The 17603-nt window shown below is 51.6% G+C and carries 17 protein-coding genes and 5 pseudogenes; 12 read left to right on the forward strand and 10 right to left on the reverse strand.

What is annotated here, in order from left to right:
- Window positions 1-37: 37 nt before the first annotated feature.
- The 6 genes and pseudogenes from H7995_RS28930 to H7995_RS26210 all read right to left on the reverse strand — a co-directional run bounded on the left by H7995_RS28930 (window position 38) and on the right by H7995_RS26210 (window position 4223).
- Window positions 38-910 carry a methyl-accepting chemotaxis protein gene (locus H7995_RS28930; protein WP_425312255.1) on the reverse strand — a complete coding sequence of 291 codons (873 nt, stop codon included), beginning with the start codon at window positions 908-910 and terminating at the stop codon, window positions 38-40.
- Window positions 893-1648: pseudogene (locus H7995_RS28935) on the reverse strand (MCP four helix bundle domain-containing protein); the annotation flags it as partial. The pseudogene H7995_RS28935 and the gene H7995_RS28930, both read right to left, overlap by 18 nt.
- A gap of 62 nt (window positions 1649-1710) precedes the next feature.
- Complete coding sequence (locus tag H7995_RS26195; protein ID WP_185819154.1) at window positions 1711-2202, reverse strand: DoxX family protein; 492 nt, start codon at window positions 2200-2202, stop codon at window positions 1711-1713.
- 12 nt (window positions 2203-2214) lie between these two features.
- Window positions 2215-2970 (reverse strand): HvfC/BufC N-terminal domain-containing protein, encoded by a 756-nt coding sequence (locus H7995_RS26200; RefSeq protein ID WP_185819155.1) that lies wholly within the window; start codon window positions 2968-2970, stop codon window positions 2215-2217.
- Window positions 2967-3896, reverse strand: a complete 930-nt coding sequence (gene bufB, locus H7995_RS26205; protein WP_185819156.1) for an MNIO family bufferin maturase — start codon at window positions 3894-3896, stop codon at window positions 2967-2969. Before bufB ends, H7995_RS26200 begins: the two co-directional genes overlap by 4 nt.
- Window positions 3897-3926: 30 nt before the next feature.
- Window positions 3927-4223: a BufA1 family periplasmic bufferin-type metallophore gene (locus tag H7995_RS26210; protein ID WP_185819157.1), complete on the reverse strand. Its 297-nt coding sequence runs from the start codon at window positions 4221-4223 to the stop codon at window positions 3927-3929.
- A gap of 567 nt (window positions 4224-4790) precedes the next feature.
- Here H7995_RS26210 and H7995_RS26215 point away from each other — a divergent pair.
- On the forward strand, window positions 4791-5177 hold the full coding sequence (locus H7995_RS26215) for a hypothetical protein (RefSeq protein ID WP_185819158.1): 387 nt from the start codon (window positions 4791-4793) through the stop codon (window positions 5175-5177).
- Window positions 5178-5598: 421 nt separating this feature from the next.
- Here the strand turns inward: H7995_RS26215 and H7995_RS26220 are convergent, their stop codons facing one another.
- A complete protein-coding gene (locus tag H7995_RS26220) occupies window positions 5599-6078 on the reverse strand; it encodes a phage infection protein (protein WP_244647823.1) in 480 nt (159 codons plus the stop codon).
- A gap of 260 nt (window positions 6079-6338) precedes the next feature.
- Between H7995_RS26220 and H7995_RS26225 the strand changes: the two genes are divergently transcribed.
- Window positions 6339-6944 carry an RNA polymerase sigma factor gene (locus tag H7995_RS26225; RefSeq protein WP_103404573.1) on the forward strand — a complete coding sequence of 202 codons (606 nt, stop codon included), beginning with the start codon at window positions 6339-6341 and terminating at the stop codon, window positions 6942-6944.
- Window positions 6945-6955: 11 nt separating this feature from the next.
- Window positions 6956-7165, forward strand: coding sequence for a hypothetical protein (locus H7995_RS28990; protein ID WP_483312756.1), 210 nt, complete (start codon window positions 6956-6958; stop codon window positions 7163-7165).
- Window positions 7166-7487: 322 nt separating this feature from the next.
- Here H7995_RS28990 and H7995_RS26230 read toward each other — a convergent pair whose 3' ends face one another.
- On the reverse strand, window positions 7488-8498 hold the full coding sequence (locus H7995_RS26230) for an IS30 family transposase (RefSeq protein ID WP_185819159.1): 1011 nt from the start codon (window positions 8496-8498) through the stop codon (window positions 7488-7490).
- Window positions 8499-8968: 470 nt separating this feature from the next.
- On the opposite strand from H7995_RS26230, the gene H7995_RS26235 reads away from it, so the two are divergent.
- The 4 genes from H7995_RS26235 to H7995_RS26250 are packed head-to-tail and all read left to right on the forward strand — an operon-like array spanning window position 8969 to window position 12067.
- A complete protein-coding gene (locus H7995_RS26235; RefSeq protein WP_185819160.1) occupies window positions 8969-9667 on the forward strand; it encodes a TIGR04282 family arsenosugar biosynthesis glycosyltransferase in 699 nt (232 codons plus the stop codon).
- Entirely contained in the window at window positions 9660-10361 is a 702-nt protein-coding gene (locus H7995_RS26240; protein ID WP_185819161.1) for a glycosyltransferase, read from the forward strand. The genes H7995_RS26235 and H7995_RS26240 overlap by 8 nt, the downstream gene beginning before the upstream one ends.
- 25 nt (window positions 10362-10386) lie before the next feature.
- A complete protein-coding gene (locus tag H7995_RS26245; protein WP_185819162.1) occupies window positions 10387-11178 on the forward strand; it encodes a DUF547 domain-containing protein in 792 nt (263 codons plus the stop codon).
- 19 nt (window positions 11179-11197) lie between these two features.
- On the forward strand, window positions 11198-12067 hold the full coding sequence (locus tag H7995_RS26250; protein WP_103404568.1) for a patatin-like phospholipase family protein: 870 nt from the start codon (window positions 11198-11200) through the stop codon (window positions 12065-12067).
- Window positions 12068-12118: 51 nt separating this feature from the next.
- Here H7995_RS26250 and H7995_RS28580 read toward each other — a convergent pair.
- Both H7995_RS28580 and H7995_RS26255 read right to left on the reverse strand, forming a co-directional pair.
- Window positions 12119-12260: pseudogene (locus H7995_RS28580) on the reverse strand (transposase domain-containing protein); the annotation flags it as partial.
- A 199-nt stretch (window positions 12261-12459) separates the two neighbouring features.
- Window positions 12460-13182: pseudogene (locus tag H7995_RS26255) on the reverse strand (HAD-IC family P-type ATPase); the annotation flags it as partial.
- Window positions 13183-13341: 159 nt separating this feature from the next.
- Between H7995_RS26255 and H7995_RS26260 the strand changes: the two are divergent.
- The 5 genes and pseudogenes from H7995_RS26260 to H7995_RS26280 form a co-directional block, all read left to right on the forward strand.
- Entirely contained in the window at window positions 13342-14796 is a 1455-nt protein-coding gene (locus tag H7995_RS26260; protein WP_185819163.1) for a TrkH family potassium uptake protein, read from the forward strand.
- A 144-nt stretch (window positions 14797-14940) separates the two neighbouring features.
- Window positions 14941-15306, forward strand: coding sequence for a histone-like nucleoid-structuring protein, MvaT/MvaU family (locus H7995_RS26265; protein WP_185819164.1), 366 nt, complete (start codon window positions 14941-14943; stop codon window positions 15304-15306).
- Window positions 15307-15692: 386 nt separating this feature from the next.
- Window positions 15693-16160: pseudogene (locus H7995_RS26270) on the forward strand (reverse transcriptase domain-containing protein); the annotation flags it as partial.
- A 327-nt stretch (window positions 16161-16487) separates the two neighbouring features.
- A complete protein-coding gene (locus tag H7995_RS26275; protein ID WP_244647822.1) occupies window positions 16488-16940 on the forward strand; it encodes a hypothetical protein in 453 nt (150 codons plus the stop codon).
- Window positions 16941-17486: 546 nt separating this feature from the next.
- Window positions 17487-17603 (forward strand): annotated as a pseudogene (locus tag H7995_RS26280) (IS110 family transposase); the annotation flags it as partial.

The following is a 17603-nucleotide window of genomic DNA, read 5'->3' on the forward strand; positions in this document are numbered from 1 at the left end:
TGTGCCTCCTTACTAAGCAGGGCTTCCTTGCGCCCGACTACAGGCGAAAGGCGGCAACCGAGGACTGTAATTTTGCGGCTGTTTGCAAGAGTTCGTCGGTGATCGTTGCAAGCTGATCGGTAGCCTGTTTGTTGGTCCTGGCCATTTCGACGATGGTGCGCACGTTGCCAGCAATCGCCTCGCTTTCCTGGGACTGGTCAGCCGCCAGTTCAGTCAGTTGTTCAAGATTGTCGAGGGAATCCTGGGCATCGATCTGTAACGCCTCCAGCGGGACGGCAATGCTCTGTATCAAGTCCATGCCGTGCTCCATACCGCGCTTGCCCGCGTCGATATCACGGGCCGCATTCTGGGTCTGTTGATTGATCAATGTCATCACTCGGTCAATCTCTCCGGTGACATCCGCGGTGCGATTGGCCAGAGTACGCACTTCATCGGCGACGACCGCGAAACCTCGACCACTCTCGCCGGCCCTTGCTGCTTCGATAGAGGCATTCAGCGCCAGGAGGTTGGTTTGATCGGCGATTTGGCGGATCAGGCTGACCGCTCCTGCGACTTCTTTGGCGCTCAGACCGAGCCTGGCGACCGATTGGGCCGAGCCATCGACGGCCGTGGCGATTTGGGCGATTTCCGCGGCAACCACGGTGATGGCTCGAGCACCTTCCTGCGCCAGATCACGGGCCTTGAGGGCTTGGTTGCGGGCGGTCAAAACGTTGCCCGCCATCGTGCCGATACCTTGGGATAACTGGCCGATGGAGCGATCGATAGACCCCGCCAGTTCGCTCTGCAGTGCCGAGTCCACTTTGACCTTGGCTGCTGGGACCTGCAGTTGCTCGGCCGCCGAGTCTACATTTGCTGCGCTGCTCAGGATCGAGCCGATCAACGTGCGCAGGCGCCCGCTCATGCTGCGCATGCCCGCCAACAGTTTGCCGATTTCATCGTTGCCGGCATTGTCGATCGTGTGTCTGAGGTCGCCAACGGCAATCCGGTCTGCCACCATTCGCGCGCGATCCAAAGGTTGAGTGATACTGCGGGTCATATAAATGGCCATCAGCAGACCTGCGATCAACGCGCTGAAGCCCAGGGCGAGCACCAACTGGATTGAGCGTTCGGATGCCTGCATTGCCAATGTCTGGCGTGCGTGCATGGACAGTTGTTGCTGCTCCGCCATTGCCGTCGTTTGCGTCAACAGTGCATTGAGTGCGCTGAGGGTCGGCCCCGTAATAAGCTGCACGGCCGAGGCTCGCTCGCCCACTTCCAGCTCCTCTACCGTGGCACTGAAGTGCATTTCGTAGTCCTTGCGCAGGCTTTCCAGGCGGGCGAGCATAGCCTGCGACTCAGGTTCGGACATCAATGCGCGAAAGCCCCGCAGCGCTTGATCGATCTCGGTGTTCTGCGCGTCGATCTCCTGATAGATGGCGGTACGCTGTTCGCGGTCTTCAAGGACGAAGAGCAAAAGTAAGCGACTAGCAGCCGTTTCAGCGTGCAGGTTGATGGCTGAGGCCAGCTCGGCACGCGCGGCATCCCCTTCGACCACGTCGTGCATGCTCTGAGCCTGCAGGTCGAAACGTTGCAGACTGATGAGGACGATGGCCAAAAGAAATATGAGGACGATGGCATAGCTTATCGTCAGGCGTTGTCGAATGCTCATCGCAGTGTTTCTTTATGCATGTCGATGTCGCTCCATGAGGCTGGTGCACTTCCTTGCGGCATTTATCGGCTGAATTTCCGTGCAATGAAGTGATCCAGAGCAACAGCACCAGGACCTTTCGCCAGCAACAGCAACAGCACCGTGGCCCATACACCATGGGTAGGGTACGCATCCGGATAGACCAACAGCTGGATAGTCAGCGTCATGATCAACAAGGCCAGAGCGGAAAAACGCGTGGCTAAGCCAATTAAGATCATTAATGGGAAGAAATGCTCCGCAAAAGCCGCCATGATGGCCGCCGATTCGGGAGAAATCAGCGGTAGTCGATACTCTTCTTTAAATAGAAACACCGCCGAATCAGCCAATCTTGGCAGCCCGAATTGAAACTCTCCAGATACTATATCGAGAGCTAGGCCTTGCACTTTGGTCTCTCCAGATTTCCAGAAAATGGCCGCAATAGAAAAGCGTCCTAGCAAGGCGATCAACCAATATGGCGTACGCTCAAATTGCTCAATAAACCATTTGATCAGTTTCACTACGCGGGCTTCATGCATTGAGATCTATTCCTAAATATTGTAATGAGTGATGGCACCGTAGCGGAGCAACAGCGCCAATGTCGTCTCAAGGTTAAAAGGGACGTCCGTAGACACCGCATCAGCGAAGACAGCACCGCGGTGCAAATTTTCGATGAACTCCGCAGCACCGTGTTCTATGCGGACAACTACTACATCTAAATCTTGACGAATTAGCATGGCTGCTTCAGAAACATCCAGGTGTATGCTCCCTAAGGTGTTCTCCGGCGACAGATCTTGATGGGCCGCCCAGAGAGAAACCACGGCATATCGCGAACGCACTACATTGATAGATGGATGCAGAGTGAAACGCACCTGTGACAGGGTCGTTTCATTGCTTAACAACTTAGACAGTTCTGATATCGCTAAAGACCCCTCCTCAGCTGCGTGGTAGGTCTGTATATAGGCTACTTCTAGGCGTGCAAGATCTCCCAGATAAGGCAGCGCGGAAGCTGGTACAAAGTCACACACGTAGCTAGGGAACAAGTCACCGTACAAGGTTAGTACTGGTGAGCGGGGAGGATGGGCGCGCACGAACTGACCAGCCATAGCGCGGAAAAACTCCTCTCCGACGAGTGCTTGGGTGACGGGGAAGGTATCGGCCAACGCATCAATTAGGGAAACAATGACGTTATTTCTGTAAACCGCAAAACGTTGGGACGGGTCAGAGCCGTTCCAGGTAGTTAAGCCTGACGGGCACGCGGACGCTTCCTGCATTAAGCTTTCAGCAAAATCATCGTGAGCGCTCATACAGATGCCTTCTCTGGCTCTGTAGCGGATGGCAGGGCCGGAAATAGCCGCCGAGTGATTGCGTCGGCCTGTTGAGCTTCGCTCAGTAACACCCTTAATTCAGGGATATCATTGTCGCGTTCGATCAAGGTCGGTTTCGGGCCAGTCAACCCCAAGGTAAATGCATAGAGTTCCCACACAACTTTCGCAATCGGTGCGCCATGATTGTCAATTAGCAGCGGCGCTCCTTTCGTGTCTACCTCCTCAGCAAACCCTGCCAAGTGAATTTCACCCACTGCGTCGAGAGGCAAACCCAAGATGTACTCTCGTGCATCACCTCCGTGATTGACGCTGGATACATGTACATTGTTGACATCAAGCAAGAGCCCGCAGCCAGTACGACGTATGACTTGGTTTATGAACTCACTTTCGGTCATGGTCGAGGCTGTGTACTGAACGTAAGTGGCCGGGTTTTCGAGCAACATAGGCCGCCCCAAGCGCTCTTGCACACGGTCTATCTGCTCACACACTTGCGAGAGACTGAACGCTGTGTAGGGTAGTGGTAGCAGGTCGTTGAGGTATGTGCCGCCATGACTGGACCAAGCGAGATGTTCGGAGAATGCTTCTGGCTGGTAGCGATTTAGCAGTATGGCCAACCGAGATAGGTGTTCTTCATCAAGTGGGGCTTGCCCACCAATGGATAGACCTACGCCGTGGATAGACAGTGGATAGCGCGAGCGAATTATTTCCAGGTAATGGTGAAATGCCCCGCCTGCGACCATGTAATTTTCGGCATGGACCTCAAAGAAACCTATGTCTGGTTGCTCTGAAATTACCTCGCGAAAGTATTCGGACTTTAAGCCAATACCGGCACGGCATGGCAGCCTGGTGGGCGCTGTATGGGCAGCATCCACCAGGCAAAATCCGTCGCTAGGAGATTGAATCATAGGAACGCTCCGCGACATTTCAATTACTAATCAGGCTTTCTTTTCCTTGAACTCCTGGTGTTGACCAAAGCCAGTCGCAGAAGTAGGCGATGCCGTTTGCTCGCAAGTCCCCTTGGGTACCATGGACCAAGAATTACCCTGATAGTCGACTTTCGAGGTTCCCGCACAGGACGTGCCTGCGCCAGCCTTGCAATCGTTCTTTCCTTTAAGAGCTACACCGAAACACTTTTCGCCATCAGCGGCGTGGGCGATGGTCGGCATTGCAGCAGCGGCTAACGCGGCACTCAACGCCAAGGCCAAGGTAGCGGTGGTCATCGTCTTATTCATGAGACAGTTCCTTTAGGTCAGGATTGGGTTACGGTGATTTGCTTTTACTATTTGCCCTATGCGCTTTAGAGATCTCAAGCTGCGGTTTGTTACAAGCAGAAATTCTTAATTGTGGCATGAGTATCATCAGGGAAGGTCATTAGCCACCGCTGGCAAGACGACGGCCGACCGATCGCGGCTGAGTTTAGCTGCAACGGATCAATCGTTGCTTAGCGTCCTGGTCGGGTGAGCGACCCTAGCGAGGCTTCTGGGTCGAATTCCTGAATCGTCGGCTATCAGGAATGATCAAGTAGGTTTCGCGAGCTGATCTTTTTGACGCAAAATGTTCAATTAGCTCGGCAGCTTACTAAATTGGTCTCAAGTTCAGACGAAACCTGGCCATTGTCGCACTGTTGGGTAGGGTGATCTTAAGACAGAAACAATTCGGCTTTATGCTAAAAGTGTCTAGTTTAGTACTCGGAGCTAAGTTCTATCTTTGCGAGCCAATAAAATACCCCATTAAAATCTTATAACAGAGAATATTGACGTCAAGTCATATCGTACATGGCCCGTATTCGAATACGGGCCATGTCGGTGCGACAAGTTGTATTGCACGTCAAATGCTCGAATACTTCTTTGACGCGGAGCAGCAATACCCTTATTGAATTTTTATCTCCAACTTATTTTTTCTTGGCCGCACAAGGAGCCTTGGCGGCGCAAGGATTGGCTGCGCACGGATTTTTGGCTGCGCATGGGTTCTTACCAGCACAAGGATTTGTAGTGGTTTTCTTGCTTGCTGCACACGGATTTTTTGCAGCACAAGGATTTGCCATGGCTGCCGCAGGTGCTTTTGCCGCGCAAGGATTACAAGGGGTGGCAGCCATCACTGGACCCGCGAGGGATGCGGCAAGCACTGCCGCAGATACCATTGCAGCCAAAGGCTTGGCGATTTTCAGAGATGCCGTGGATACTTGAAATTTTTTCATTGTGTTTCTCCTGACGGGTAAAAATCTAAATAGGTGCAATGACATTCGTTGCCACTCACAGCTAGTCAGATGATTCAGCTGGTTTGTTGTTACAAAAAAAACGAGAAATAAATTCAGGCGCCAACGGCCTATGCCAGGCTCAGTAAAAATTTGCTAGCGTAGGTGCAAGTACTTCTGACTGTCGTCACGACAGGGAAGACAAAACGTCACCAAGTAGTCCGTTTAGTCCGACTAAGAAAACTCCCCGACGAGTAATTAATTCGGATTAAATAAATATTCTTCGCATGTCCTGTGTCTTTATATCAGAGCAAACGCCTTATTGTATGGCCACTGCGTGTTAGATTACAGATGGAGTGAGGTGCTAACATGTCTATCACGGCAGTGGCTATTGGTTAAGTGCTGGAGGCTACTCACCCCACTAAAGTCTGCTGGTTTGCGGAGCTCGCCAGTTCTGTTGGTGGCCGTTCGAATAATAGTTGTTCGCGTCGCTCTAACAGACGATCACTGCCGCCCTCGGCGACCCTCGCGCGCCGCTCAAGCAATCGGTCACTACCACCTTCAGCGACTTTCTCACGCCGTTCAAGCAATCGGTCACTACCACCTTCAGCGACTTTCTCACGCCGTTCAAGCAGTCGGTCACTACCTCCTTCAGCGACTTTCTCACGCCGCTCAAGCAGTCGGTCACTACCGCCTTCAGTAACTTTTTCACGTTGCTCAAGCAGCCGGTCAGCGCCTCCTTCAGCGATCCTCGTGCGTCGTTCAAGCAAACGGTCACTACCGCCCTCGGCGACCTTTGTGCGCTGCTCAAGCAATCGATCGCTACCTCCCTCTGCAAGATTGTGTTGAGCGGCGACTTGGCGTTGATGTTCGCTCAGAGTTTGAACGGCCATAGCACCTGTCGCGATGATCAACCCGATGGTTAGAAGTCTCAGGGAGCCTGTATACGTTTTCATGACGTCATCCTCCTTCGGATGTGACTGTCATGAATAGGATGACGCGCCGAGCTCGTCGTTACAGCTAATGCAGTTATTTCTATAACCTTAGAAATGACCTGTAACAAACCCTGCCTCGGAACACTCAATTTATGAGGGCACTGTCCTGTAGCTCATTTGGCCACTATGCTTGGCACCGCCATGACTAGGAGAGTGAGATGGACGACGAACAGGAAATGATCCAACGCTTAAAGCGTGGAGACCCAGCGGCGTGTGAGACGGCAATCAAAGCTCATCATCGTTTTTTGATTGCCATGACGGTCCCTTTGGTCGGTCGTGATCTGGCTGATGACGTGGCTCAGGAGACGTGGATCAAAGCTTTTGCAGCTGTTGAAAAATTTGAAGGAAGATCGGCGTTTCGTACGTGGCTAGCGAGAATTGCGCTCAATGAGGCTAGAGCGATGCGTCGCAAGTACAGTCGTGAGGTTTCTCTAGACAGTTGGGGAGTAGATCCTGGCTCCCCTATAACTCAACGCTTCACTGATGATGGGGCCTGGAGCACGCCTCCATCGCAATGGCACCATGAGACGCCAGAGGAGATCCTTACGGAAGCTGAGTTGCAAGAATGTATTCGTAAGCACTTGCACAAGCTTCCAAGTGATCAGCAGTCGGTAGTCATGATGCGAGAGTTGGCAGGACTTGAGTTTAATGAAATTGCTCATGCATTGGGTCTTGCAGAGGGTAATATTCGTGTGTTGTTACACCGTGGACGACAACGAATGCATACAATGCTTGAGCACTTTGAGGAGGAAGGGACATGTTGACGTGTCGCGAAATGTCAGAACTTGGCTCAGATATTATTGATCATCGACTAACCTTTAAAACGCGTCTCGGGGTACTTATGCATTTAAGTATGTGTGTACGCTGCCGCAATTATATAAAACAGCTAGAGCTGACCTCGAACACACTTAAAAAAATCTCTATCGATGACGAATATGTCGATACAGACTCCATACTGAAGTCTGTCCGCAAGCCTGATGCCTGAGTTTGGAGGCTTCAAGCAATGACATTGATGCGGAAAATAAGTGTGTGTGATCTAACCCTCCTGCGTGGTGATGCCGCAATAGTGCGTCTGCGTGGGTGGCCACCTACGTGGGCCCGCAAGCAGTATACAGATTTCGCTTGTTGTGCATTATTGTTTAGAGTTGCTGAGACTAACTCTCTTGCGACCTTTAGTTGTACTGGGGTTTGAATTAATCATGTTTCTAGATTGCACTTCCGAACCGTCCATTCTTAAGGGTCTCAATGCAGCGTTCGCGTGATGGGTAAATTAATGGTGGCGGTTGCAGAAGCTGAGTGCAACACGGCTATTGAGTTAAAGCAGGAGCAGCATGATGCATCCCCATCACTTCTGTAATCACCTCAATCGGACATTTGTAACCGAAGCGTTTGCGGGGACGAATATTCATTTGATACGAAATGGCATCCAACGCTTCCTGACTATGTACCGACAAGTCCGTGCCCTTGGGCAGGTACTGGCGAATCAAGCCATTAATGTTTTCATTACTGCCGCGCTGCCAAGGGCTATGCGGGTCACAGAAGTAAATCGCCACCCCAGTGTTCTGCGTGATTTCAGCATGTTTTGCCATTTCGCGGCCTTGGTCATACGTCATGCTTTTACGCACCGCCAGCGGCATGCTGTTCAGTGCTGCACTGAAGCCTTGAACAGCAGAAGTAGCCGTAGCATCGTTCATTTTTACCAACATCAAATAGCCACTCGTGCGTTCCACAAGAGTACCGACAGACGACCCATTATCTTTGCCCTTAATCAGGTCGCCTTCCCAGTGACCGGGCATCAAACGGTCTTCGATTTCCGGAGGGCGCACGTGAATACTGACCATCTCCGGGATCTGTCCACGACGATCAACCCCACCAGAACGTGGCCTACGGGTACTTTTTCCCTGACGAAGGCACTGGATCAGTTCTTTGCGCAACTCCCCTACAGGCAACGCATAGATGGCGTTGTAGATCGTTTCGCGGCAGACGTAGGCTTCTTCAAAATTGATTTTCATAAGGCGCAGCTTGCCCGCGATTTGGTCGGGAGAAAAGCGTTCTCGAAGCAAGTGGATAACCAGCTCAAAGCGCTCATTACCCATGATCAGTTTCTTGAGCGGTCGACTGCCTATGCGCCGACCACGAGTAAACGCTTGAGCCTCGTGGGCCGAATAATTGCCAGGAAGTTGATTTCGACGAAGCTCACGACTGATCGTGGACGGGCTACGCCCCAGCAACCGGGCTATTTCGCGCTGGCTGAGTTTCTTGTATTGCCCGACTTGAATGGTCGCGCGTTCTTCGATGCTGAGTTCTGTATAGGACATGGCTGCACCTTACCGAAGGGTGAGGTGTTGCACTCAGTTTTCGCGGCCGCCGGTTATAGTTTTTCGCTAATTAATCATCAACATACTCATTCCGCCATGATAGTTTCTGCGCGTTACTTCTTTACTGGTGTATTGGCACGATTTCAGGTTGATATTTAGGCTGATCTCCTGGCGTGCAGCAATGCGGCAACCTGTTAATCACTTACAATGTTATTATAACCGAAATTGCGAGATGAATCTGCTGCCAATCTTCAGCTCTCGTCCTTCTGAATCGGACATTATCATTTTCACAAGATGCAGGACCGTAAGCCGCCCTTAGAGCATACTGAGCTGCGCGAGGGAGGGGAGAGAGCGGAAATTTTTACTGTGGCCGTAACATTTTCAAACCTTTTCTATCTGATGTAGATAGCCGCGCTCCATACTGGGTTGAATGGAGGCTTTTTTGTTCAACGTAAACGACGGAGATCTGTATGACCCATAGCTTTTTCGAGCAGGCTCCTACACCGACGCCAACGCTGGTGCTGGTTTGTAAGCGACCCTCCCTAGGTTTCGGTAAGCAACGGCTTGCAGCCCAGATAGGCATAGAGCGTGCGTACGTGGTCGCTGAGTGCTTGCTCGACTGTGGTGTTGAAGATCTGTATCAATGGCCTGGTAATACCATAATTGCACCTGATCATGCCGATCATCTCGGCTGGGCAAAATCGAGGGCACCTTTTGCTCAATGCATACCCCAAGCTCAAGGAAATCTTGGTGAACGATTAAATACTCTTGACCAGACACTTCGAACTCAAAGCCATGAGTGTTTAATTTTCATTGGTAGTGATTCGCCGGCAATCACGCTGACAGACTATCAAAATGTGCTCAATGCGCTCTGTGAGCACGATACAGTGTTAATCAACGCTCGTGATGGAGGTGTTGTGCTTATGGCCTCATCCAAACCGTGGCCAAGCCTAGTAAATCTACCGTGGAGTACTGCGAGTTTAGGAGGTGCACTTCGAAGCACCTGTCTAAATAACGGTCACTCTGTTGTGTGTATCGGTGAATGCTTCGACATTGATGAAGCAATAGACTTCGATATATTACGCTCAAGTTTAAAGTTTGATTTGCGCCCCGCAAGATTGCGATTGATTGAAGCGATTTCTGACCTTAAAGGAGCACTTTGTGACTAATCACAATCGCCTCAGTGTGGTGATCCCTTGCTGGCATGATGAACTGGAGCTTCCAAGACTGCTCACCGAACTAACTGAGTGCTCTTTCACAAGTCTCACTGAGTTGCAGGTGATAGTCGTCGATTCTGGAAATAGTGAGCTCTGTCGAGAAATCTGCCGGAACCACAATGCAACTTGGGTGTCATCTCAACCTAATCGTGGGCTTCAACTGCGTTTCGGTGCAAGTTTGGTGGAATCTGACTTGCTGTGGTTCTTGCATGCTGATGCCAAGCTCACTGGTGATCCTATCGGCAATATAAGAATTGCTCTACAGAATGGTGCAGTGGGGGGCTATTTTGCTTTTCGCTTTGCAGGCAAGCCTGAGTGGCAAGGACGTCTGCTTGAGTGTCTAATCAACTTGCGAAATACGTTCGGTGTCCCCTATGGTGACCAAGGTATTTTCGTTCGACGATCAGCTTACTTGGCGGCGGGACAACATGCCTCCTGGCCATTGTTCGAAGAGGTCCCTCTCATCAAAGGACTTCGAGGTTTGGGTAGAGTCGATAAAGTCAGTCAAGGTCTATTAGTCAATCCTCGTCGCTGGCACCGCGACGGTTGGTGGCGCCGATCACTAAAAAACCGAGTCCTCGCTCTCGGTTTTGCATTAGGCATTCCTGCAGTTCGTCTAGCCAAATTCTATGCTAAAAATAGTTAGCGTCAACTTCCCCAAAGGTAAAATAATGCGCTATCTAATGATTGGGGTTATGCTTTGTGTTAGCGGTCTAACACATGCGCAAACAACATACGACCACAGAAATATAACATGGAACACATTGCTTCAGAATAACGTCCACTGGGTTCGTGGCGGACTTGCCAGCGAGGTCGATTACTCTGGCTTCAAGCGAAATGAAAAAGACCTCACTGATTTCTTAGATGAACTGTCAGCGGTCAAGCGGCAAGAATTTGATGTTTGGAGTAAGTATCAACAGTTAGCTTTCCTTATTAATGCGTACAACGCTTTCACCGTTAAATTGGTTCTCGAACACTACCCAGTCAAGTCGATCAAGGATGTTGGTAGTATCTTCCAGAGCCCATGGAGTCAGGCGTTTATTCCCCTTCTGGGGCAAACCATAAGTCTCGACTATCTTGAACACTCTTTGATCCGACGACCTGGTGTGTATAACGATCCTCGTATTCATTTCGCGGTAAATTGCGCTTCCATAGGTTGCCCTGCGCTTCGTAATGAGGCATTTAATGCAAACCAACTGGACACACAACTTGCGGACGGACAGAGGCGGTTTCTCAGCGACCGGACCCGAAACAGATTCAATCCCAAGACCGGCAGATTAGAGCTTTCCAAAATATTTGATTGGTATGGTCAAGACTTTGCGGGTAAGTGGGGGTCTCTAGAAAAATTTCTGAGTCTCAATGACCAATTGTTGACTGATGAACCTTCGGTTCGGGAGCGAATAGAGCAAGGCATTCAACTAGACTTTCTTGAATACGACTGGTCGTTAAATCAATCGAGTTGAAATGACATGGAGTATCCGCATGAAAAACAATAAAACTGCACTCGTTCTCGCCGGGGGCGGCAGCTTAGGGGCTGTTCAGGTGGGTATGCTCCGGGCGCTAGTAGAAGCGAAAATATCGTTCGACATGGTTGTAGGTGCCTCAGTTGGCGCTATCAATGGCGCATATTTTGCTTCTAAACCAACTGAAGAAGGTATAGCCGAGCTCGCCGATATCTGGCGCGGCTTGCGAAGAACAGATATATTTCCACTTTCAATGCTGGACACCCTAACTGCGCTGATCACTCATCGAGGCTATCTGCTTGAGCCTTCAGCATTGAAGCGACTGGTAGCTCGGGCACTACCCGTAAAACTCATAGAAAATACCCAGCTACCACTACATATAGTAACCACCGATTTGCTCAGTGGCGCTGAAGTCCTTTTATCCAGTGGTGATGTCGAATTGGCGTTACTTGCCAGTGCTGCGATTCCACTGGTATTTCCTTATGTACAGGTCGCAGATAAGTTATTGATAGACGGTGGAGTGGCAAGTAACACACCAATCGCAAGTGCTATAGGGCTGGGTGCGACTCGGGTCATTGTAGTACCAACAGGCTTTGGTTGTGCGTGTATCAAACCACCAATTGGGCTGGTTGCGTTAGCTTTACACAGCATAAACCTGATGAGCATGCGACAGTTGGTACGTGATATAGAACTTTTCTCTTCACGTGCCAATATTCATGTAGTTGCTCCACTGTGCCCACTAGGTGTTTCTGTGTTTGACTTCAATCAAACAGAGCTTCTGCTTCAGAGGGCTTATGCACAGACTATAAGCTGGCTAGAGGCCGGAGGCTTAGAATCATCTGGTGTGCCGGATTCACTTCAGGCGCATACTCACGCCGAGATGCATTAGTTCTGATTGCTTTAACTAATGGTACGCGAGCGGCGAAGCTACTCTGCGTGACTACGTCGGCTGCCACTTATGTGGCAACAACTCGTCTACTCGACTGATTTTCTGCGTTGGCAGCAACGTGAGGATGCCTTCAGATAGGCTTACGGATCATGTCCGTTGAAAGTACCGACGGGATCAGCCTCATCAGGGCCGCCATTAACACAGTATAATTGCAGACTGTACATAGTGACGTCCAATTGCCAGCGACCGGATATGATTGTCGAGTAGTCGGACACGGTCACGTCTGCCCGCCATCCTCTTTCGGATCAGCGCTTGATTGGCTTAAACAATTAACGCTTACACAACGGCAAGGTTAAGAGTTATCTATTTTTGGCTGCGAGCATCGATGAAGCTCAATCTATTCGGGTATTCCTCAGTCTCAATGCATTGAAAACTACAGATGCAGAACTGATGCTCATGGCTATGGCGGCAATCATTGGCGACAGGAGATGTCCCGTCAGTGGGTAGAGCAGACCTGCGGCGAGGGGAATACCCATCGAGTTGTAAAGAAAGGCGAAACCCAAGTTTTGCCGCATGTTTTTTATTGTTGCAACTGAAAGTGCCCGTGCTCGTAGAATTCCCATCAGGTCGCCTTTTACCAGCGTGAGTTGCGCGCTATTCATCGCAACGTCAGTCCCTGTCCCCATGGCGATGCCCACATCTGCTCGCGCCAGGGCCGGTGCGTCGTTTATTCCGTCGCCAGCCATGGCAACCTTCCGGCCGTATTGCTGGAGGTCAGCGACCAAGCGTTCCTTGTCCTGAGGTTTTACTTCACCATGAACCTCTTCAATACCCATTACCCTGGCGACAGCTCGAGCGGTGGTGAGCCCATATCCAGTAGCCATGATGATTTTAATGTCATCAGCCTTGAGCTTGGTGACTGCTTCTTTGGAGGTCGGTTTTATCGGGTCTGACACCGCCAGTAACCCTGCCAATACCCCGTCAACTGCGAGATAGATAATGCTGATGCTGCCTTCAAGGCGTAACAACTCTGCACGGTCTTGTAAGGCCTTGGTACTCACGCCGGCGGCTCCCATCAACGCGGTATTGCCTAGCTGAATCTTCTTGCCATTGATTCGAGGAGTTTTTGTGAGCGAATGAAGGCGAGCTAGCTTCTGCCACATAACAGGCGAACCTTGATTGACTGATTGCCCGTAGAAATTTTACGCAAAATTTACGGGGCTTATCGGTTGAGCATCCGATACTGCGCGGCGCTAATTTGGCAGGCTACTTTTATGTCCCTCGCAGCAATGCGGCTTATCGGCTTCATCTTAGGCATTTTTCTGATCACGCTGGCTGTTAGCATGGCTATTCCAATGATCACGCTGGTGGCCTATGAGCGCAGCGACGATCTGTCAGCCTTTCTCTGGTCGAGTTTGATTACCTTCATCTGTGGCCTCCTGCTAATCATGCGAGGGCGCCCAGATACTGGCCAGCTTCGTCCGAGGGATATGTACCTGCTGACTACCGGTAGTTGGGTGGTGGTGTGCACCTTCGCAGCGTTGCCAATGGTGTTCATCAGCGACATCAGCTGCACCGACGCGTTCTTCGAAACGATGTCTGGCATCACAACCACCGGCTCAACTGTCCTGAGCGGATTGGATACAGCCTCTCCTGGGTTGTTGATCTGGCGCTCGATGCTGCACTGGCTGGGCGGTATCGGCTTCATCGGCATGGCTGTGGCGATCCTTCCACTATTGCGAGTGGGTGGCATGCGTCTTTTCCAGACAGAGTCCTCAGACTGGTCGGAGAAAGTGACACCTCGTTCGCACGTGGCAGCCAAGTACATTCTCTTTCTCTATCTGGGGCTCACGGGCGTTGGAGCTCTGGCGCTCTGGATCGCTGGGATGACACCGTTTGAAGCGGTCAACCACGCAATGTCGTTGATATCCACTGGCGGATTCTCAACTTCGGACGCCTCAATTGGGCATTGGACGCAGCCGGCGATTCACTGGGTAGCGGTGGTCATCATGATTCTGGGCAGCCTGCCCTTTACCCTGTACGTCGCAACATTGCGCGGCCATCGGCGTGCGCTGATCAAGGATCACCAGGTACTTGGATTTATTGGGTTCTTGATCGTCACCTGGCTGGGTGTGGGGACATGGCTGTGTTTCCACAGCGATTACGGATGGTGGGATGCGTTTCGTATCGTGGCGGTCAATGTGACCTCGGTAGTCACGACCACCGGAATTGCAGTTGGCGATTACACGTTATGGGGGAGTTTTGCCGTTCTCTTGTTCTTTTATTTGACCTTTGTCGGTGGGTGTTCGGGCTCCACGGCTGGAGGCCTCAAAATCTTCCGCTTTCAGGTTGCTGCCGCTCTACTGGTAAGTAGTTTGAAGCAGTTGATCCATCCTCGGGCAGTGATTCAGAAAAAGTACAACGGTCACCCCATTGACGAAGAGATCTTGCGTTCGCTTTTGACCTTCTCGTTTTTCTTCACCATCACTATTGCCGCTATCGCCTTGGGCTTGGCTCTCATTGGGCTTGATTGGACGACCGCTTTGAGTGGTGCCGCTACAGCGGTGTGTAACGTCGGGCCAGGGCTTGGCACGATCATTGGGCCGGCAGGTAACTTCTCATCATTACCTGATGCCGCCAAATGGCTACTGACCGTTGGGATGCTACTAGGGAGACTGGAAATCCTAACTGTGTTGGTGCTCGTAACTCCAGTTTTCTGGAGATATTGATCTTCACACCTGTTGAACTGTATCACCCACATTGTCGGGATCCGTAGGTCAGTTTAAAAGGGGCATGGGTGACGAAAATCAAATCATCACTTAGCATGGGAAATGTGCATTCCGCGCAGCCCTAAACCTTAAGGAAAGTTTCCCATGTCTCGTTTGGCTGAATTTCGCAAGCTTGAACAACAACTGGCCGAACAGCTCGCAGAGCTCGAGTCGATGAAAAGTGATTCTGGCCTCAAGGCCGAAATGGAATTTGAGAGCAAACTCCGCGCATTGCTTGGTGAGTACGGCTTCAGTCTACAAAACGTCATCAGCCTGCTTGACCCTCATGCAGGTCGTCGCTCGCCAGTCGCTGCCGCACCGAAAACAGTCCGTAAGGCGCGCGATGTGAAGATTTACAAGAACCCGAATTCGGGTGAGCTGATTGAAACAAAGGGTGGTAACCACCGTCATCTGAAAGAATGGAAAGCCGAGTTTGGTGCAGACATTGTCGAGTCGTGGCGCATTCAGTAAGTTCGTTTTGGTTACCAAGGGGCCTGCATGGGCCCTTCTATGTTGGTGCGCCAGGCATGGCGCATAGCGCCGTAACTGGCACTGTTCAGTTCATTATGGTGATGAGTCAGACGACTTGGAGGTGGAAGTCCTCTACACACCCGGCAAGTGAAAGTGTTAGCCAGAGGCGAGGGTGCCGCGGCTGACTGCGAATCTGAAGGAAGCCCGAGGCAAAATGCTGGCCTGACGAACAGGAAGCGAATTAGGCGGCGTAGTTGGGTAAGAAGGCCAACATCTTCGAAGCCCAATACTTGCACGGAACGCTACGACGTATATCCGACAGGCATAAGCAGGAAGGTCACGCGAATTACCCTGGGAGATCTGTACCCTTGCCATTGTGCTACCGAGCGCCGGTTGCCGATGGTATGACGGTCGACCACTTGGCGGGCTACGTGAAACAATATTGGCCGATCTTCAAGACTCGGTTGCTGGCCGGTGAGTACCACCCGCAAGGTGTGCGCGCCGTCGACATCCCCAAACCCAAAGGCGGAACCCGTCAGTTGGGCATCCCTAATGTGATGGATCGCCTGATTCAGCAGGCTCTACTGCAACAGCTCACGCCGATCTTTGACCCGCTGTTCTCGGACTATAGCTCAAGCGCCCACCAAGCCCTCGAAACAGCCCGTGCCCATGTGGTGGCGGATCACCGCTGGTGCGTGGAACTTGATCTGGAAAATTTCTTTGATCGAGTCAACCACGATGTGCTGACGGCCCATGTGCAGCCCCAAGCTGAAGATAAGCGGGTAATCAAGCTGATCCGTCGCTATCTCGAGGCCGGAGTGATGTCGGGCGGGATCGCCAGTCGACGACCCGATAGCGCCAGCAACAACAGAGCAAACTCTCGGATAAAATGGGGGCTGCGTATTGCCAGGGAGAATTTTGCCCCGAGGTATGCGGGATGTCCTGATGTCGAGATTGTCCTCGTCATTGAGGTCATCGCCCCACTGACTGGAGACTTCAGTCATGACCCGAAAACCGTGTATCTGGCGTATTCGTCTGGCTTTTGAGCCAAATCGATTCTCTCGTGAACAGCTCGAGAGGGTCTACGAGCAGCTTAAACCGACAGAAACGCAGGCTTCCTCAGAATTGTCACCATCCCAGCCCTCTGTGAAAAAGCATCGTACTGCCAAGCGAGGTGAGCAGTGAGCCAGGCTGTGATGGTGGCATTCTATGCCCGCGTATCCTCTGACCAACAGGCTAAACGCGGCACGATTGAAAGCCAGATTGCCGCGTTGATAGAGCGGATCGTGGCCGAAGGTGCCCACGTTGCTGAGAAAATTATGGAGCGCAATCTTCGCGGCAAGCTTCATGGGGCCAAACGCGGCAGCATCAATGTGCTGTCGACTGCGCCCTACGATTATCGCTACATTCGCAAGCAACTTGATGGCGCACCCGCACAGTACGTCATTGAATTGCCACAAGCCGCGACGGTCAGAGCCATCTTTAAATGGATTGGGATGGAGCGACTGAGCATCGGCGAAGTGGTGCGTCGCCTTGGGCACTGTGGATTTAGTCACGAAACGCGAGATCATTCGCGGTTTGGTCAAACGCGTCGAAATTCACAAGGACGAAATTTTGGTTGTGTTCCGGATTGATCCGGATCCTGGGTTCAACGCCAGCGAGAGTTCGACTGGCTCAGACATCGAAGAGAAAAGTATGCTAGATCGTACGCGGCGCTATATCGCCGTTGCTGGCGAATATCTATCTTCACTACGTGCTTGGATCTATGGGCAAGGCAGTGGCGCCAGCGGCATGCCCGTGGCAAGTCGTGGGTCAGTGGCTTACCCGGGTAGTCACGGGATACTTGAACTACCACGCGGTGCCGGGAAACCTGATACGTCTTGGTGGCTTTCGTCTGGCGGTATGCCGTCTATGGCGGCAAGCCCTCAAACGTCGCAGCCAGCGTAATCGGCTTCAATGGTCACGCTACGGACGCCTTGCCGACCTCTACATACCAAGACCGAGCAATGCACATCCTTACCCTGAGGATCGCTTTGCGTCACATACCCGAGGCAGGAGCCGTATGCGGTAGTTCGCACGTACGGATCTATTGGTAAGGACGCTCCCATCCACAAACCAGAGGTCTCAACATGCCATAGTGGAAGGGCTTCAGAAACCACAAACCAAGAGGAGCGTCCGGTATGAAAATTATGACCGTTGGTATCGACTTGGCGAAAAATGTATTTCAGGTGCACGGTGTTAATGAACATGGCAAGACTGTTCTGAGGAAGCAACTCAAGCGCGACCAGGTCGCCACT

Source organism: Pseudomonas kielensis, from assembly GCF_014236655.1.
Classification (GTDB): Bacteria; Pseudomonadota; Gammaproteobacteria; order Pseudomonadales; family Pseudomonadaceae; genus Aquipseudomonas; species Aquipseudomonas kielensis.

What these genes read in the sequence shown, in the direction of transcription:
- H7995_RS26200 (WP_185819155.1), bottom strand. Translation starts at nt 2,970, where the DNA reads ATGAGCGCTCACGATGATTTTGCTGAAAGCTTAATGCAGGAAGCGTCC.
- H7995_RS26235 (WP_185819160.1), top strand. Translation starts at nt 8,969, where the DNA reads ATGACCCATAGCTTTTTCGAGCAGGCTCCTACACCGACGCCAACGCTG.
- H7995_RS26245 (WP_185819162.1), top strand. Translation starts at nt 10,387, where the DNA reads ATGCGCTATCTAATGATTGGGGTTATGCTTTGTGTTAGCGGTCTAACA.
- H7995_RS26230 (WP_185819159.1), bottom strand. Translation starts at nt 8,498, where the DNA reads ATGTCCTATACAGAACTCAGCATCGAAGAACGCGCGACCATTCAAGTC.
- bufB (WP_185819156.1), bottom strand. Translation starts at nt 3,896, where the DNA reads ATGATTCAATCTCCTAGCGACGGATTTTGCCTGGTGGATGCTGCCCAT.
- H7995_RS26250 (WP_103404568.1), top strand. Translation starts at nt 11,198, where the DNA reads ATGAAAAACAATAAAACTGCACTCGTTCTCGCCGGGGGCGGCAGCTTA.
- H7995_RS28990 (WP_483312756.1), top strand. Translation starts at nt 6,956, where the DNA reads ATGTCAGAACTTGGCTCAGATATTATTGATCATCGACTAACCTTTAAA.
- H7995_RS26195 (WP_185819154.1), bottom strand. Translation starts at nt 2,202, where the DNA reads ATGCATGAAGCCCGCGTAGTGAAACTGATCAAATGGTTTATTGAGCAA.
- H7995_RS26265 (WP_185819164.1), top strand. Translation starts at nt 14,941, where the DNA reads ATGTCTCGTTTGGCTGAATTTCGCAAGCTTGAACAACAACTGGCCGAA.
- H7995_RS26260 (WP_185819163.1), top strand. Translation starts at nt 13,342, where the DNA reads ATGTCCCTCGCAGCAATGCGGCTTATCGGCTTCATCTTAGGCATTTTT.
- H7995_RS26220 (WP_244647823.1), bottom strand. Translation starts at nt 6,078, where the DNA reads ATGGCCGTTCAAACTCTGAGCGAACATCAACGCCAAGTCGCCGCTCAA.
- H7995_RS26210 (WP_185819157.1), bottom strand. Translation starts at nt 4,223, where the DNA reads ATGAATAAGACGATGACCACCGCTACCTTGGCCTTGGCGTTGAGTGCC.
- H7995_RS26215 (WP_185819158.1), top strand. Translation starts at nt 4,791, where the DNA reads ATGTCGGTGCGACAAGTTGTATTGCACGTCAAATGCTCGAATACTTCT.
- H7995_RS28930 (WP_425312255.1), bottom strand. Translation starts at nt 910, where the DNA reads ATGCGCAGCATGAGCGGGCGCCTGCGCACGTTGATCGGCTCGATCCTG.
- H7995_RS26225 (WP_103404573.1), top strand. Translation starts at nt 6,339, where the DNA reads ATGGACGACGAACAGGAAATGATCCAACGCTTAAAGCGTGGAGACCCA.